Genomic DNA, 16548 nt, shown 5'->3' on the forward strand with positions numbered 1-16548 from the left:
AAATCTAAATCTACAGAAAGTTAATTAGCACAAGCCGTTAAAATTGTCCAAACTTTAGTAGTGAAGAAGTCACCAAAATAAGTTTGCAATGTTACCTTGTTAGTTGGACTAATCTTTTTACGTTCAATATATGGCGGATTGCCAATAGCGATATCAAACCCATCCTTTACACCGAACATCCACTCTGCATCAAAAAACTCGGCGGCTGCATTCTGGTCGTATGGATCCCAGGCAGCGATTTTTTTTGCTTCCTCAAGAACACTACTTTCCGACCCTAATCGCCACTGTCTTGCCACTGCTGCCAAGGCTTGTGTCAATTCAGCACGGCACACCTTTTCTTCCTCAATCAGTTTGAGTTTCTGTTGCCGAGTATTAGCCCTAAAATAGCGTTCTCGAATTTGGGTAATTGATTCACGATGTGCTTCAATATCTTCGGTTTCAAGGAGTAGCTGCGTTTCACTCCTATTTAACCCAATAAGCGTGTTCGCTGCGACAAACTTAACTTCCAGATTCGGCAGGGGGCGGATACCGTAGTTGTCGTCCGGATTGTTGTTCGGTACCTGGTCTATAATAAGTGAGATAAAGAATCGGAGTTTGGCAATTGTGATAGCAATTGGTTGGATGTCCACACCGTAGATGCCCTTCTGAATGAGGTAAAGTTTCCTCCCGTAGTCATTATATCGGTTCGTTTTGGAGAAAACTTCCTTGATTATCTCAAGGGCACCATCTCGGATTTCCGGATCTTTAATACCCATTACTTGTTGGAGTTGTCGCTGTTTCCAATGTTTATTCTGTGGATCCAGTTTTTGAAGAATCAGTACCAATTTATTGAGAATTCCCATCGGGAACGCCCCAGAACCGACAGCAGGATCGATAATTTTTAATTCGTCTACTGCTTGAATCATCGACTCAATTTCAGTTTCATCAATAAGATGGTCGTCAGGTTTATCTGTATCGCCCTGGAATTCATAAGCGAGGAGATCGTCTCGAAGCCGTTCTGCTAAGAACTCTTTGTCACCGTCATAAGGCTCCACCTTCTGAAGGAAATAAGCGATAAGGGCTTCATCTACCATGTAATTGACAATCTGACGCGGCGTATAATAGGACCCAGTCGCTTTGCGCGCGGTAGACTGGGTTTCGGGGTTATATGCACCTAAGAGGTTTTCAAATACCTGACCGAGCAGCTCGGGATCAAGTGCTACCTCCTGTTCAACCGGTGTGTTTTCTTCAACAGTAAACTTATACCGGTCAAAGAGAGGGAAGATACCCATCTCTACATGAAAAAAGAGTTTGGTCGGAACATGGAGTTTTCGACGATCATTTGGGTTGTCCGTGAAACAGTCAATACGTTTCCCACCGTTGCCAGTTGCCTCAAACGTATCAAGGCAGTCGAACAAACCACCATTAACAAACGGAACTTGCTGAAGGCGTTGTAAAAATGCCTTGGGGTCTTGAAGCAAATCAGCATAGCGATATTTGTTTCCATTGCGATGATCGCGATGACTGACGCTACTGAACCCTCGCGCATTTATCGGTGTGTTGAGCGTTGCGAAGAAAAGGTTTTGAAGGATAGCTTGATAATAATCAGATGCTTCTGCAGTGAAGTTGTGAAGATATGCCTGCGCACTTCTTCTCTGTATAGACTCATTGACGTTTTGAGATGAATACTTATTTTTTGTAAAGTGGGGGGGCAGCGGTGCTTGTTAAAAGATCTGAGGGCACCAATCCCTTTTCCTTGAGAAACCAGATAAAAAGGAGGCGCGTTATCATACGGATAACCTGCATATCATTTTCAGAATCCGGGAATTTGCATATTTTCGCTGCCCACTCATACCACTTTTCAAGGTCCTGATAGAACCGTTTATTAAGTGCCTCTGTATTGAGAATGCGTTCCCAGACGTTGTGGAGGGTGTCAAAATTGTTAACACCTTCATTTTCAATCAATTGGTGAAGGTCGAGTTCAGATAGGATGTCAATATGGGCACGCTTCGGAGAATCAAGGTTAATATCCTTAATAAGCGTCACTTTTTCTAAGACTTGTTTTGTATCATTTCTGAGATTAGGTCTACGATTGATAATGGCGAGTGAGAGAACAGCACCGTATCGGAATATCACCATGATCGGTTTTTGATACTCCTTGTTGATGAAACGGGTGATGTCGGCGAGTTGTGTGCGAGTGTAGGTATCCCAGAAAGATACAACGTGACGAACATATAGGAAATTCTGAGCCCATCTTCTATCTCGGTGCTCTCAAACAAAGACCCCTGGGCTGGTGTCGCCTGTTGGTTAATCTCTACATCTGATACTTGCATGATCTGACAAAAGGATCGCCAGTCATCAATGCGGAGTTTTGAGATGGATTGGCAGTCTCAAGCGCAGATTCCGTAAGACGGTTGAACCTCTCAGTGTCAAGGTCATCATTACCGACGCGTTTGCTATTGTAACCAAGAGTGTTTAAGAAGGTTGTAGCGGTTTCGCGTAGCGGTTGGTTATTGAATTTTTTTAGAACGTTCTCAATATTTTTCTTAGTTGTTATTTCTGAATTCATAGGCTACCTTTCTCAGTTATCAATTACTTCTATATCGTAGCACATACTTCCAGTTTGTGCTATGAAGATTTCAGATATTGCTACAAGTCGTATGTTTTGGATAGGTAGTTCCACTTCCATTCTTTCCATCCTTTGACTAAACCTATTTTTACCGGATTATTGAGGACATACCTAATAATCCGATGCAGTTCATCTGGATTACGGATACAATGGTCGTAACTTTCGTGTTGCCAGAATGCACCGCTACGTCCTAATATTTGATTTGCTTTTTGTGCTGTATAACTTTTGAGTGAATGCATGATGGAAGATAGCGAATGGTAACGCATATTGTGAGTCTGTTTATCGTCTGTTACAGAAGGTTGGATTTCCAGTGGTGTAAATACGACATGGACATGGTTTGCCATGATGCAGTATGAAATTAAAGAATATACTTTCCCATTTAGGTGGTGAAGACTCTCAGTTACCAATTGAGCTATCTGTTCGTTTTTGAGCCATACGGGTCCGTTATTTGCTTGATCTAATGTTTCTTCAAATTTTCGGAACCACTCACGTTTCTTTTCTGGGATATCTTGTTTCTGTTTGAAAGTTATCTGTTCTGCTGCTTCAAGTTTTCTCTTTTCTGTGATGTACTGTTGTAAGATATGTTTTGGTATTGATCCTGTCAGGTTAAATGTTATGAAGAAGGTTGCCCCTGGGGGTTGTATATGTGGTAAGTTACGACGATAGTATGGTTTGTAGTTATATTGATTCATTTTTAGTTTTTTCCGTTTTACATCTATATTTTTTGTAGCGTCCACTTCCGAAGTGGCATATTCATTATCTGTGTAGCGTCCATTTCCGGTTGGCGAAAAACAGAACTCTACAGCAGACACAATCTGGAAGATTGTGGTACAACATGGGCTAATGTCTAATGACCAACCACGTAACAAGTTCAAACTCGGTTTTTTCGGTAATCTGACTATCAACAGACGGCAGAAGGGCATCAGGGCTTGCGTCAAGTTGATCGTTGACCTTCCGATTGTATTCTTGGCGTATTGAGTCGGTAGCAGCATCAATGAGCATCTCATAGATTGTCATATCGTTACCGTTGTGGGTTTCTTCGTTGAACCAGTGGCAGAGGTCTTGATCATAACTCGTTTTCCCAACACAAAGTTGGCTGAGGCGTTCTAAAATCCGCTTTGGATTGGTGAATCCGATAGAGACCTCACCTTCATCGCTTATATGAAGGAGATAATAGGGATGAATCGGATTGAGTTTCTCTCCTTCACTATTGTCTTCTGTTTCACCGGCCTGCCTCAAACAGAAGATAACCCCCGGTTTGATATTCACGGGAACTCCGTCGTATGTAAGCGGGGCAGTGACGGCATATAAACCGAGGGACGCGTCCCTAAGTTTTGCTTCATCTTCGCGCAGATATTTGAGGAGCTGCGCCCGGAAATCGTCAAGCGTAAATTGATTGAGATTGAGCTGCTCTTCAATGTCATCGAAATCAAGAATGTCAGTCTGCATGCTGCGGAGTTGTTCGTCTCGATGCGTCCATACCTGTTCCAAACTATCATCCCTGTTTTCCAACGAGAGCAGATCGTCATCGCCTGTTGCGGTAAGATTGACGAGTGCCATTCGGGCCTCAACGCGAGGTTTCAGGTTGATGTATTCGTCGAGTTCAGGCGTGGGCCAAAAATTGACAAGGCGGACTTTCGTGTTCCTGCTGCCGATACGATCAATCCGTCCAAAACGTTGAATAATGCGGACAGGGTTCCAGTGGATGTCGTAATTGATGAGATAATCACAATCCTGTAAGTTTTGTCCTTCAGAAATACAATCAGTAGCGATGAGGAGGTCAATCTCTGGTGTATCCTCCTCTGTGTCGGTTGTTACTCGTTCTTTAGAGATCGGTGAAAAATTGGTCAAAATCTCATTAAAATCATTTCTGCCGAAGGTTGTCCTGTTTGCACTTCCCGTTACAACAGCGCACTCAATATTAAGCGTGTCAGTTGCCCACTCATGTAGGTATTTGTAGAGATAGTTGGCTGTGTCGGCAAATGCAGTAAAAATAAGAATCTTACGATTCTCTTTTCCGTTCTTGTTCGTTGTTGGGTTCTGGACCTTCTCTAAAATGAGTTGCTTGAGTTCTTCTAATTTTGCGTCTCTGTCGGCTGTGATAGTGTTAGCGTTTTTATGAATCTTTTCCAGTTGCGTTTTATCGTTTCGCAGATCCCTCAGCCATGCATCAAGATCGAGGTGTTCAAATGGATAGAACTGGTTCTTTCCTGCCTCTATGCCAGCCTGTAATTCCTGATCTTCACCATCATTGTATTCTTCTTCCGCTTCAGCCAATGGATCGAAACCTGCTCCTTTTTCAGTTTCTCCACTTAAAAAGGCTTCAATTTCGGATTCAAGTTCAACAATTTCTTTAATAGTGCGTCCCAATGTAGTCGCTAAGGAGTGAACACTGCTCTCAAGCCGTTTGAGGAAGTTCACCTTCATCATACCGATAAGGTTGAACTCGCGTTGGCGGAGCAATCCCTCAACGTAATGATGTAGGCACTCAGGACGAATATAATTTGACGGGATAAAGCGCGCAAGTTTGTAGCCATCAATTTGTGTGCTAATCGTTGGGTAGGTAGGAAAGTTTTCTTGAAGGTCAATTTCGGGAAAAATAGACTGCGGCTTGCCACGGTCGGGGAACCCGCCGATCTGATCAATTGTATCACCATAGAAGTTTTCAATATGTGTTCGGGAACGTGCAATCGTAAGCCTGTCTAATAGCGTAAAAAAATCAGCGTTCAGACTTTCCGAAAGACTCTCCTGACGGTTGGATGGATTGGAGAGTCCCTCAGTTTCATCTGTCCATTTTTCAAACCTACCCTGTGCAGTATTGAGTGTTCCTCTGATACTTGGAATGCCTATCTGTTGAAAGATATCGTCTCTGTCCTCTGTGATGAGACGGATCTGATTTTCGAGGTCGGTGAGGCGATTGTTCACCGGTGTAGCAGATAGCATGAGGATTTGCGTTTTACAACCGCTCTGAATAATATCTTCCAGTAGTTTATTATAGCGACTTTTGCGGATGAGATTGTCATCTTCATCGTATTTGTTAGTAGAGCGGTTTCGGAAGTTATGAGATTCATCAATCACGACAAGATCGAAAGCATCCCATTCATAATCTGATGCGCCTCGGTCTGTTAGATCTGTGTGTGCCCGAACATCGTAACGGAAATTATCCTTTTTAAAAGGATTGTGTTTTCTGTTATAGTTTAAGGAATAAAGGGTCCAATTTTGTTCTAACTTTTTAGGGCATAACACCAAAACATTCGCATTTCGCAATTCAAAATACTTGATAATAGCAAGTGCCTCGTAGGTTTTACCCAATCCAACACTATCAGCGATGATACAACCGTTATATGTCTTGAGTTTTTGGATGCACGCCTGAACGCCGTGCTTCTGAAAAGCGAAAAGTTTCTGCCAGATTTCTGTTTCCTGAAATTTGGGATTTGCTTGAGCGAACTCCGCATCCGTTGTGTCTTTCAAGAAATCCTCAAAGAGATGATAAAGAGTCTTGTAGTAGATAAATTCGGGGTCTTTGTCCTGATAAGCATTCGCCAGATTCCGCAAAACTTCGTCAGTGACATCTACGACTTGATCTGATTCCCAAAGGTTATCGAACCATGTTTTCAGATCGGCACAGTCACTTTTACTGTCAACTTCAAGGTTAAGTTCAATGTTACTCGTCTTTTCACTTAATCCCAAACCGCGCACCGTGAAATTAGAACTTCCGATGATTGCATCTTCACTCCCGTCCTTTTCAATATAATACATCTTGCCGTGCAGAAAATTAGTTTTACGGACCGATTTGATTTTAACCTTCTTCTCAATCCAATCCGCACATGCCTTGGCAGTTTCATTTTGGGAAAGTTCATTACGCAGTCCTAACCCTTCCTCGGTGAGACGAAACGCTTTACTCTCTGTTTTTGAGGGATCCATTCCACCGATGACATCCGGTTCACCGAAAAGAAAACGAAGGTTATCAATACCAGTGAGTGAATCCCTGAGAGCATTGAAAGCATTAATCGTAAAATAGGCGGAGACGAAGGAAAGGGAAGCACCGTCTTGGATTTTATCCTTCAAGAAATTGGCAACGGTGCTATACATATTGTTATCGCGGATGCGGGAGGTTTTTGACATGGCGTGTTCTTCCGTAAAGGATTATGGTCTTATAATACCAAAGTCCTTGAAAATTCACAAGCACAAAAATCCAAAATCTGCTATACTAATTGCAACTAAAAAATTTAAAAATAGGTGAAAAAATGACAAAATGGGCAGCCTGCTTGGCAACACTTCTCTGTTTGGGAGTTGCTATCCATAGCAGCAGCGCAAAAGAATTAACAGTAAACGATATTTTCCCAACCGATCGAATTATAGATGTGCAAATCACCGTTCCACAGCGGGATTGGGACACAATCCGATACCAGTCACGAGATTTTATGACAGCACTCGGTGCGTCTCGGCAATTTAAGCCGATGGAGCGTCCGTATACCTACGTTGAGGCAAGCGTCAGTATTGATGGGGTCGTCTTTCCAAAGGTAGGATTGCGTAAAAAAGGGTTCATCGGTTCACTAAGCCACACCCGTCCGTCTCTCAAAATCAAACTCAATCATATTGACAAAGAGGGCGGGATTGAAGGACTCACGAACCTGACACTTAATAACAACAAACAAGACACAGGCTTAGTGAGCCAATTTTTGGGGTATGCATTGTTTAATACAATCGGATCGCCCGCGTCGCGATGCGCCTACGCGAAAGTAACAGTGAACGGCGAAAACCTCGGAATATACGCACACGTGGAGACTGTTCGGAAACCGTTGCTGGAACGCGCTTTCGGAAATAGCGAGGGGCCCCTCTATGAAGGGACAGTCGTGGACTTTTACAAGGGATGGGAAAACAGTTTTGAACATAAACGGGGGGATGACACACGCGGCAGAGCACATATCAACGCTTTGATCGACCTACTGGCAGACCCGAAAGCCACAGAGGCAGATATTGGTGAGTTAGTAAACTTGGAGTCGTTCTATAGATTCTGGGCTGCTGAAAGTTTAGTCGGGTTCTGGGACGGTTACTCCGGGAATAAAAATAACTTTTTCGTCTATTTGAACCCGGAGGACAACAAATTTCACTTCATTCCGTGGGGGATGGACTCCATCTTTACCAAGATGAGTAAACTTGAGTTCATGAACGATGCCCGGGCACCAATCTCTGTCAAGACACAGGGCTTAATTGCTTATCAGTTGTACCAATCCGAGTCTGGACGGCAACGATATAGGGAAGTGCTCACTGAGATCTTAGACAATCACTGGAATGCCGCTGAACTGTTAGCCGAATTAGACAGGATCGCTGTAAGGGTTGAACCCCATTTAGTGCCGGCGCAACGCGTCATTGAAGAAGATTGGAGTAGAGGTGGAAGACGATGGGGCAGCTCTAAAAATCCGACCTTTGAAAGCGAACTGGAAGCAGCCCGAAACTTCATCCGCAACCGTAAGAGCGATATACAGGCAGAAATTGTTGATGGAATGCCGGTATGGAGAAAACGTCCGGAGCCCCCCTTCCTCATTCCAGAAGATGGCGACTTCATGAAAGGCTTTCTGCAATCAATAGAAAATACCTTAGCAGGTGCCGCACGCGCAGGAGACCTTGAAGCCATCAAACAACACATAGCCGAGGGTGCCGATGTTAACGCGCTGCATTTTGAGATGCCGCCGTTGATGTGGGCGGTGACGACGGCGCAGACAAAAGCCGTTGAACTCCTGCTACAAGAGGGCGCGGATGTCAACGGTAGAAACAGAGACGCTAATACCGCCCTACATCTCGCCACAGTTTTCGGTAGGGCAGCGGTCGCGAAAGTGCTGCTTCAGAATGGCGCGGATCTTCAGGCACGCAATGACGATGGCGCAACACCAGCGGATACCTTATCTCTGGATTGGGAAATGACTGCCTTCCTCGGGGGTTTGATTGGCATAGAGACCGGAAAAGAACAGGTCGCAGCGATGAAAACGGGTAGAACTGAAATTGCGAAACTTTTCGGTGTTGATGCCCCGCTTGAAGAAGTAAGCACATTCTCGCCGCAGCGGCTATCAGGAGCGGCGTTTGCCGGTGATGTCGCAGCCATGAAACAGGCACTAACAGAGGGCGCAGACCCGAATACCAAAGATCCACGATCCGGTAACACACTGTTGGCGACTGCTGCCCTGATGGGGCACACAAAAATTGTGGTGCTTCTCCTTGAACACGGTGCCGATGTGAATGCAAAAAGTCGAGACGACGGCACAGCACTGCATGCGGCAGCTTTCCTTGGACGTACCGAGATAGTGAAACTCCTCCTTGAGGAAGGCGCAGATACTACACTTCGAAATAATATGGGAGGCACAGCGATGGCTGGGGCAACGTTAGACTGGGCATTTGCCAAAAGTATTATGGGTATGCTGCGAATTGAGGTAGACGAAGCAAAGGTGAAAGCCGGCAGAGCCGAGGTTGTGAAACTGCTCGAAGGACAGAATAAATAGAGGTATCGCGATCGGAAGATCGCTCTTACGGGGGAGGAAACCGATGCATAATTCGCAAACGAACCCTGAATCCATTCCCGAGAGCGCAGCACACGGGAAACCTATAACACCGGAAGAGTTTCTTGAAAACGATTTTGAGGGTTATGAATATGTAAAAGGAGAATTAGTCCCGATGGCACCTCCATCGATGGAACATGGTGAAATCAGTATCAGAGTTATTCGTTACTTAGATTTGCATGTTCATACACGTCAACTCGGACATCTGTATACTGCGGAAACGACATTTCAATTGGAGGATCGGTGGGTAAAGCCGGATGTCGCGTTTGTTTCGACTGCCCGATTACCAGAAAACAGACGTAAAGGGTCGCCAGTCCCCCCCGACCTTGCGATTGAAATCGTCTCTCCTACAGATAAACAGTACGACGTTACTGAAAAGGCGTTCGCCTATCTGAAAGCAGGGACACGTCTTGTCTGGGTTATCGAACCCATTGCCAAAACAGTAATGGTCTATCGTTCTGAAACAGATTTCACACTGCTCACGTGTGAGGATACATTGACAGGTGAGGATGTTGTTGAAGGGTTTGCGTGTCCAGTCGCGCAACTGTTTGAATAGAAAAGGAAAAATTAAAAAATGGCAAAACCGATTAGTTACACAGACATCTTAGAAACCGGTGATGGCGAAATCTATAACCTCAAAACGCACGCCGCCGGTCCCGAAGGCAGTCTGCCCCTTACGGAAGAAATGCTCCTCAATCGACCCAGTGGAGACATATTTGGTTTGACGCACAACGCTGCTATGGGGTGGGCACCCACAGAACTTCGGCGAGAGGAATTCCTGATCCTTAGCACGCAAGGTGGAATCCGTGCCCCTGATGGAACCCCAATCGCGCTCGGATACCACACCGGGCATTGGGAAGTCGGACTTCTGATGCAAGCAGTCGCATATGAACTGAAGGAACTCGCGACAATCCCATTCGCAGGCTACTGTTCCGATCCGTGTGATGGACGGACGCAAGGCACTGTCGGTATGATGGATAGCCTCGCCTATCGCAACGATGCTGCACAGGTTCTCCGCCGACTTATTCGGTCCCTACCGACGCGGAAGGGTGTTGTGGGGGTCGCCACCTGCGATAAAGGTTTACCCGCAATGATGATGGCACTCGCCTCAATGCGGGAACTGCCTGCAGTCCTCGTGCCGGGCGGTGTGACGTTGCCGCCTACCACAGGCGAAGATGCTGGGAAAATCCAGACGATCGGGGCACGTTTCGCACACGGCGAAATTAGTCTACAGGACGCAGCGGATATGGGCTGCCGTGCCTGTGCAACCCCCGGTGGCGGCTGTCAATTCTTGGGAACCGCAGCGACATCACAGGTCGTCGGTGAAGCGTTGGGAATGAGCCTGACACATACGGCGTTAGCACCATCAGGGCAGGACATCTGGTCGGATATGGGACTCCGTTCCGCACGCGCTGTGGTGAATTTAGCCGCGAAAGGGTTGACGATGAATGACATCGTTACACCGGAAGCGATTCGGAACGCCATGGTCGTGCATGCCGCGTTTGGCGGTTCGACAAATCTCCTGTTGCATGTCCCTGCTATTGCACACGCCGCTGGGCTCGAACGTCCAACGATAGATGACTGGACAGAAATCAATCAAAACGTCCCGCGTCTTGTCGATGTTCTACCGAACGGACCTGTTGGACATCCCACAGTCAGAGTCTTCCTCGCCGGTGGTGTCCCTGAAGTAATGCTACACTTGCGTGAATTGGGATGCCTCAATGAAGACGTGCTAACGGCGACAGGTGAAACCCTCGGCAGCAACCTCGATTGGTGGGCAACCTCTGAACGGCGGGCCCGCATCCGTCAAATACTACAGGATGAAGATAACATTGCCGCTGATGAAGTGATCCTGAGCCCGGAGGCCGCCAAGGAAGCCGGATTGACGAGCACTGTTACGTTCCCACGCGGCAACCTGGCTCCCGAAGGATCTGTTATCAAAAGCACTGCCATTGATCCAAGCGTCGTTGATGCCGACGGTGTCTATCGGATGACAGGACCGGCGCGGGTCTTTGTTCGGGAATCCGACGCGATACAGACCCTCAAAGGTCAGGGTGAAAGAGATATGCAGCCCGGAGACATCATGGTGTTGTGCTGTCGCGGTCCGAAAGGCACTGGAATGGAGGAAGTTTACCAACTGACCTCCGCGTTGAAGCATCTTTCGTTCGGTAAAAATATCGCCTTGATTACAGATGCTCGGTTCTCCGGTGTCTCGACGGGCGCATGTATCGGGCACATCGGTCCGGAAGCACTCGCGGGAGGTCCCATCGGGAAGGTACTTGATGGCGATATAATTCAGATCGAGATTGACACCCGACAACTGGTAGGCAGCATTGATTTGGTAGGACACGGCAGCGAACACTTCGGTGTAGAAGCAGGAACACAGGTTTTGGCAGCACGCGGACCGCGTCCAGATCTCTCTTCAGACGAGGCACTGCCAGATGATACGCGGCTTTGGGCGGCATTGCAATCTGTCGGCGGCGGCACATGGGGTGGCTGTGTCTACGATGTAGATGCTATTCTCAATGCGCTAAGCCAATAACCCCAAAGAGCAGGTATCACGAAAAATTAAAAAAGAGCGCGAAGCCTGAAACGAAGTGGTAGACAGGTCTACGGAGACGAGCGTGAAATCCCAGACGAACCTTATCGAACCGCAAGGAAAATTAAGAAATTGGGTTCCGCCGTTTCTGTACATGATCCTTATTTTCGCCATCTCGTCTCTGGAGCAACCACCGCTCCCAATGCCGGAATTTGAATGGCTGACCATTGACAAACTCTACCATTTTGTTGAATATGCCATTCTCGGTGCCTTAGTCGCACGAGCACTTGTGAAGGCGAAACCCCCTATATTGCCATCGCGATGGGTATGGTGTATCGCAGCGGTGTTCTCTATCCTCTACGGTGCAAGTGATGAATGGCATCAAACCTTTGTGCCGGGCAGATTTGCTACCCTCGCAGATTGGGTCGCAGATGTGTTAGGGTCAATCGCCGGTGTGTTAGGGGTCTATTTCTATTACCAAAAAAAGTAATTAGCAAGCGGCAATCAGGGCTGTCTGAACGGAAACACTTAAGCCAAAACACCCTGAATTTGATACTACACCGCAGATTTTAGTGTTATACCATTTCTGATTGAAAATGCTTCAATAAACGAACTCTTTGTAGCATAGGAGACCGTTAGCCTGTGCAGTCTGGTGGGGTCTTTGAAGCGATCTGTCAATGCAATATAATCTTTTAGAAATGTTATTAGATAGAACGTGTAGCCTGAAACGAAGTGGAAGGCGGGTCTACGGAAAGGAACGTTCAAATCGAAAACCCGCCTCAACGATCCGCAAGGAATAATTAAAGATATGCATCCACTTGTTAATTTGAAAGTACCAGAAGGAGCTGTCGCTGTTCATTGGTTTGAACAGAGCAGTTTTGCCCTGAAAGCTGCTGATGGTACTATTGTCCAAATCGATCCTTATTTTCCGCGTGAACGTCCCGCGGACCGTTTTATTTATACCGAATCACCACTTGACGAGTCAGCACTTCCAACCGATTTCGTCCTCTTGACCCACGCACACGGCGATCATACCTGCTCAGAGTCCATCCGTCGAATCTGGGAGACCTCTGATGCAACGCGGTTTGTTGGACCCGAAGAAAGCACACGCCAAATTGCTACAGAGACAGACGTTGCTGTTGGAAATATAACGGAGATCTCTGCTGGAGAATCAGCAACCCTAAACGAGCTCACTGTGCATGCTGTCTATGCTAAGCCCCCTGAAGGCGACGCCTCCGCTGACATAGCACCCCCTGATGTTACACACTTGGGGTATGTGATTGTCAGTAACGGGGTAGCACTGTATTTCAGCGGCGATCCAATCAATAATTTCGCTGAACACGACACGCTGATTTCAGCAGTGTCCGCATATAAACCGGATATTGGTTTTCTGACGAACCATCCGACCGAAGGCGAGTTTCCGTTCTACGAGGGATGCGTCAAAATGGCAACACGGATTGGACTCAAGCACGCTGTCCCAGGACATCGTGCCTGTTTCGTCACCCGAGATTACGATCCGAATGAGTGGGCAAATCAATTCCCCGCAGACGGACCCGAACCGCTTATTATTGAGAGAAATTCACATATTATTTATTAGTTATCGGTTATCAGTAAAGAGGTTTTCGTTAAATCCAAAGAGGTAGCCTGCAACAACGGCGCAGGCGGGTCTACGGGGAAGCACATCATCTGCGCAACCTCCCTGACCGAACCGCAAGGAATAATTAAAATATGTCCCTTCAAGATCAGAAAACACCGCTTGTCGGTATCGTCATGGGAAGTGACTCCGACTTAGAAAAGATGGCAGAAGCCGCTAAAGTTTTAGAGGAATTTGAAGTTCCATTTGAGATAACTGTATCCTCTGCACACCGTTCGCCGGAGCGGACGCTCACATGGACAGAAAAAATTAAAGCAGAAGGCGGAAAGGTAATCATCGCCGGGGCTGGACGCGCAGCGCATCTCGCTGGAGTCATCGCGGCACATACGACGCTACCCGTTATCGGTGTCCCGATCGACGGCGGACCCCTCAACGGCGTTGACGCACTCTATGCGACAGTTCAGATGCCGCCGGGCATTCCCGTCGGAACGATGGCAATCGGATCTGGCGGTGCTCGGAATGCAGGACTCTTCGCCGTCCAAATTCTGGCGACCCTTTTCCCAGAACTGGAAGCAAAACTGTTGGAATACAAAGAAAAATTGAGTGACGGTGTCGCAGAGAAAGCGGCCCGTCTTCAAGAGGTTGGCTACCAGGATTATTAAGTTATGGGTACTTCGGCACCGCAAGGTAAAATCAAAAAGTGGAATAGTGATACAGAGTTGTTTGATATAATGGAACAGCAGTTATACGCCGCTGTGATTTCGGATGCACTTGATGCAGTCGGGTATCGCGAACAGGCACTGCGACATACCGTCCGTCCACTTCATCCAGAGGCAGTTGTCGTAGGTCGCGCCATGCCCGTGCAGTGTGTGGATGTCTACGAGATTCCGGATGAACCCTATCAGCAGGAGATCGCAGCGGTGGACAGCCTCAAACAGGACGATGTATTTGTCTGTTCTACGAACCAGAGCACCCGTAACTGTATTTGGGGGGAACTCCTCTCAACAGCGGCACGGGCGCGCGGCGCGCGGGGTGCTATCATTGACGGATTTGTCCGAGATGCTCGCCAGATCTTAGCAATGGGGTTTCCTGTGTTTACAACAGGGCTGTCGCCCGTTGATTCCAGTGGACGCGGGGATGTGGTGGCGTATAACGTTCCTATTGAATGCGGAGGGGTTATGGTGAATCCTGGAGACATCGTGTTCGGTGATGCCGATGGAGTTGTTGTTATCCCGCGAACGGTAGAAATAGACGTACTCGAAGCTGCGTTTGCAAAGGTAGCCGGTGAAAACCGGACGCGTGATGAACTCCGCGCTGGCGCAACGCTGCGCGAGGTCTACGACAAATACGGAATTTTGTAGCGCAAACTTTTAGTTTGCGTACTTAGAAAAAGCGCGTAAGCCCAACCAACGGGCCGGGCTGGATATACGGAGAGGGACTTTCTTCACAAAACCCGCCTGACCGAACCGCAAGGAAAATTAAAAGTATGATTTATGAATTACGAACGTATCAGGTCGTCCCGGGAAAGATGAAAAACCTGAACGACCGGTTTGCAAACATCACCGTTCCACTGTTCGAGAAACACGGAATGAAGGTGATCGGATTTTGGGAAACCGCTATTGGCGAGGCAACGACGACGGAACTTATCTATATGCTTGCTTTTGAAGATCTGGGACACTACCAGAGTGCGTGGGATGCGTTCATCGCCGATCCCGCGTGGCAAGAGGCGAAACGCCTAACGGAAGTCGGAGGTCCCTTGGTGAACGTCGCGAGTTCCAAGATTATTGAACCGACAGATTATTCACCACTGCAGTAGTTAACTCAGGTTTGGATAGTTCCTTTTTGGATCTGGCTTCCCCTATCCTCACCAATAGAGGCAGGCACGAGAACGACCGAGAGGTAGCCCCTCTATTTTGGAAAAAAGTTTTTGGTGGCACGACAGAGAAGTGTTGCTATAATGTAGTTGACTGGCACACTCAGGAGACCGAAAAGCGGAATGCCAGTCGGGGCAGCGTCCTATTTTCATAGGGGTGCCGCCGGTGGGCAAACACCGTGCGACGCGTCGCACTGCCATAGTGAGAGTATGACAGTGCTAACCTAATTGTAGCAAGAAACGGCATCGTTTTGCGAAACATTTAGGTTAGCACCCTATTGGGACACATTGCCCAACCACTCTTTTGTAGACACTCTTCGGCATTCATTCCTTGTAGCATATTCATTTGTATCTGTTTCTACCCGAAAAGGAGTCAACGCGTGTTTTTGCAGCAGTTGACGTTTTGCGTGAGTCTTCTGATTTGTGTTGGGGGTCTGTTGGGTCTCTATAGTTTCCTACAGGCAGAGATGCCTGAGGGACCGCCGCCGCCCCATGCCCGCGAGGTAGCTGCGCCACCCCGTAGGACGTTTTTCGAGTCCATTGAGAGCGACTTCTATCAAACGATCATTCGGAATAACCTCTTTGCCCCATTGGGAACGGTGTTGAATCCCGAACCAGTCCCTGGGGCGAACTTGAAACTTCTCGGGACGTTTGTCAGCAAAGACGCTGTGCATTCGACGGCTATCATAAAAAATGAAACAACCGGTCGGCAAGAGATGCTTTCGATCGGTGGGGGACTTGGCGATTTCCAAGTCGTCGAGATTCAGTGCCAGCAGGTGACGCTTGACCACTTGGGCAGTTCTGTTGTTTTACGCCTGCCGTCAGGTGTTCTGCTGAACGCCAAAAGGAGATAAAAGGAGGTCTATATGATGGCAGTGATTGCGTTTTTGGAAGATAAAATTTATGACCTTCAGGCGTTTGTAGGTGTTATTGCAGCATACCCTGTCCACATCATGACTGTTGTGGGGAGTGTCTTACTTTTTTTCTGGTTCTACCACGCCGAAAAAGACGATATAAACCGTCCTCAAAATTGAATATAGTTTCTGTGAGAAAAAAAGAGTTAACACCCGACGAGAAGAAAATCCTTGCTCAGAAAATTCGCGCCGGTGGCATTGAAACTCTGAAAACGAGTTTTTCTCACCGCACGGCTCTCAAATACATCATCCCTGCGACAATTAGTTTTCTCGTGCCGGTGACGCTCTGGTTTTTCAATACCGCCGGTTTCATCGTATTGACTTTATTGTTTCTCGGATTCGGTCTTGCTGGATGGCTGAATCGTAGAAAAAAACCGCCGCTAAGGAGATGAAATCATGTTAAGAAAACGTATCTGGATCCCGATTCTTTGTGTATTCGTGATAGCGATGGGGTGTGGTCTGTTCT

General features: G+C 47.2%; 15 protein-coding genes. 10 read left to right on the forward strand and 5 right to left on the reverse strand.

Annotation, left to right across the window (positions count from 1 at the left end; all coding sequences use genetic code 11):
• Positions 1-20 precede the first annotated feature (20 nt).
• The 5 genes from F4X88_03225 to F4X88_03245 all read right to left on the reverse strand — a co-directional run bounded on the left by F4X88_03225 (position 21) and on the right by F4X88_03245 (position 6733).
• On the reverse strand, positions 21-1397 hold the full coding sequence (locus F4X88_03225; GenBank protein ID MYA55286.1) for a hypothetical protein: 1377 nt from the start codon (positions 1395-1397) through the stop codon (positions 21-23).
• Between the two features lie 271 nt (positions 1398-1668).
• The gene (locus F4X88_03230) at positions 1669-2118 is read right to left on the reverse strand and encodes a hypothetical protein (GenBank protein MYA55287.1); all 450 of its coding nucleotides are present in this window, start codon (positions 2116-2118) and stop codon (positions 1669-1671) included.
• A 175-nt stretch (positions 2119-2293) separates the two neighbouring features.
• Positions 2294-2548 (reverse strand): hypothetical protein, encoded by a 255-nt coding sequence (locus F4X88_03235; GenBank protein ID MYA55288.1) that lies wholly within the window; start codon positions 2546-2548, stop codon positions 2294-2296.
• Between the two features lie 80 nt (positions 2549-2628).
• Complete coding sequence (locus F4X88_03240; protein ID MYA55289.1) at positions 2629-3300, reverse strand: hypothetical protein; 672 nt, start codon at positions 3298-3300, stop codon at positions 2629-2631.
• 148 nt (positions 3301-3448) lie between these two features.
• On the reverse strand, positions 3449-6733 hold the full coding sequence (locus tag F4X88_03245) for an NgoFVII family restriction endonuclease (GenBank protein ID MYA55290.1): 3285 nt from the start codon (positions 6731-6733) through the stop codon (positions 3449-3451).
• 122 nt (positions 6734-6855) lie between these two features.
• Between F4X88_03245 and F4X88_03250 the strand changes: the two genes are divergently transcribed.
• The 10 genes from F4X88_03250 (at position 6856) to F4X88_03295 (ending at position 16474) form a co-directional block, all read left to right on the forward strand.
• Positions 6856-9105 carry a hypothetical protein gene (locus F4X88_03250; GenBank protein MYA55291.1) on the forward strand — a complete coding sequence of 750 codons (2250 nt, stop codon included), beginning with the start codon at positions 6856-6858 and terminating at the stop codon, positions 9103-9105.
• Between the two features lie 43 nt (positions 9106-9148).
• The gene (locus tag F4X88_03255; GenBank protein MYA55292.1) at positions 9149-9718 is read left to right on the forward strand and encodes a Uma2 family endonuclease; all 570 of its coding nucleotides are present in this window, start codon (positions 9149-9151) and stop codon (positions 9716-9718) included.
• A gap of 18 nt (positions 9719-9736) precedes the next feature.
• Entirely contained in the window at positions 9737-11704 is a 1968-nt protein-coding gene (locus tag F4X88_03260) for a YjhG/YagF family D-xylonate dehydratase (GenBank protein ID MYA55293.1), read from the forward strand.
• Positions 11705-11855: 151 nt separating this feature from the next.
• Positions 11856-12191: a VanZ family protein gene (locus tag F4X88_03265; protein ID MYA55294.1), complete on the forward strand. Its 336-nt coding sequence runs from the start codon at positions 11856-11858 to the stop codon at positions 12189-12191.
• Positions 12192-12509: 318 nt separating this feature from the next.
• A complete protein-coding gene (locus tag F4X88_03270; protein MYA55295.1) occupies positions 12510-13298 on the forward strand; it encodes an MBL fold metallo-hydrolase in 789 nt (262 codons plus the stop codon).
• A gap of 131 nt (positions 13299-13429) precedes the next feature.
• On the forward strand, positions 13430-13957 hold the full coding sequence (purE, locus tag F4X88_03275; GenBank protein MYA55296.1) for a 5-(carboxyamino)imidazole ribonucleotide mutase: 528 nt from the start codon (positions 13430-13432) through the stop codon (positions 13955-13957).
• A 69-nt stretch (positions 13958-14026) separates the two neighbouring features.
• Positions 14027-14656, forward strand: a complete 630-nt coding sequence (locus tag F4X88_03280; protein MYA55297.1) for an RraA family protein — start codon at positions 14027-14029, stop codon at positions 14654-14656.
• Positions 14657-14781: 125 nt separating this feature from the next.
• A complete protein-coding gene (locus F4X88_03285; GenBank protein MYA55298.1) occupies positions 14782-15111 on the forward strand; it encodes an NIPSNAP family protein in 330 nt (109 codons plus the stop codon).
• 437 nt (positions 15112-15548) lie between these two features.
• A complete protein-coding gene (locus F4X88_03290; GenBank protein MYA55299.1) occupies positions 15549-16022 on the forward strand; it encodes a hypothetical protein in 474 nt (157 codons plus the stop codon).
• A gap of 191 nt (positions 16023-16213) precedes the next feature.
• On the forward strand, positions 16214-16474 hold the full coding sequence (locus F4X88_03295) for a hypothetical protein (GenBank protein ID MYA55300.1): 261 nt from the start codon (positions 16214-16216) through the stop codon (positions 16472-16474).
• Positions 16475-16548 lie beyond the last annotated feature (74 nt).

This window comes from Candidatus Poribacteria bacterium (genome assembly GCA_009839745.1).
Lineage (GTDB): Bacteria > Poribacteria > WGA-4E > WGA-4E > WGA-3G > WGA-3G.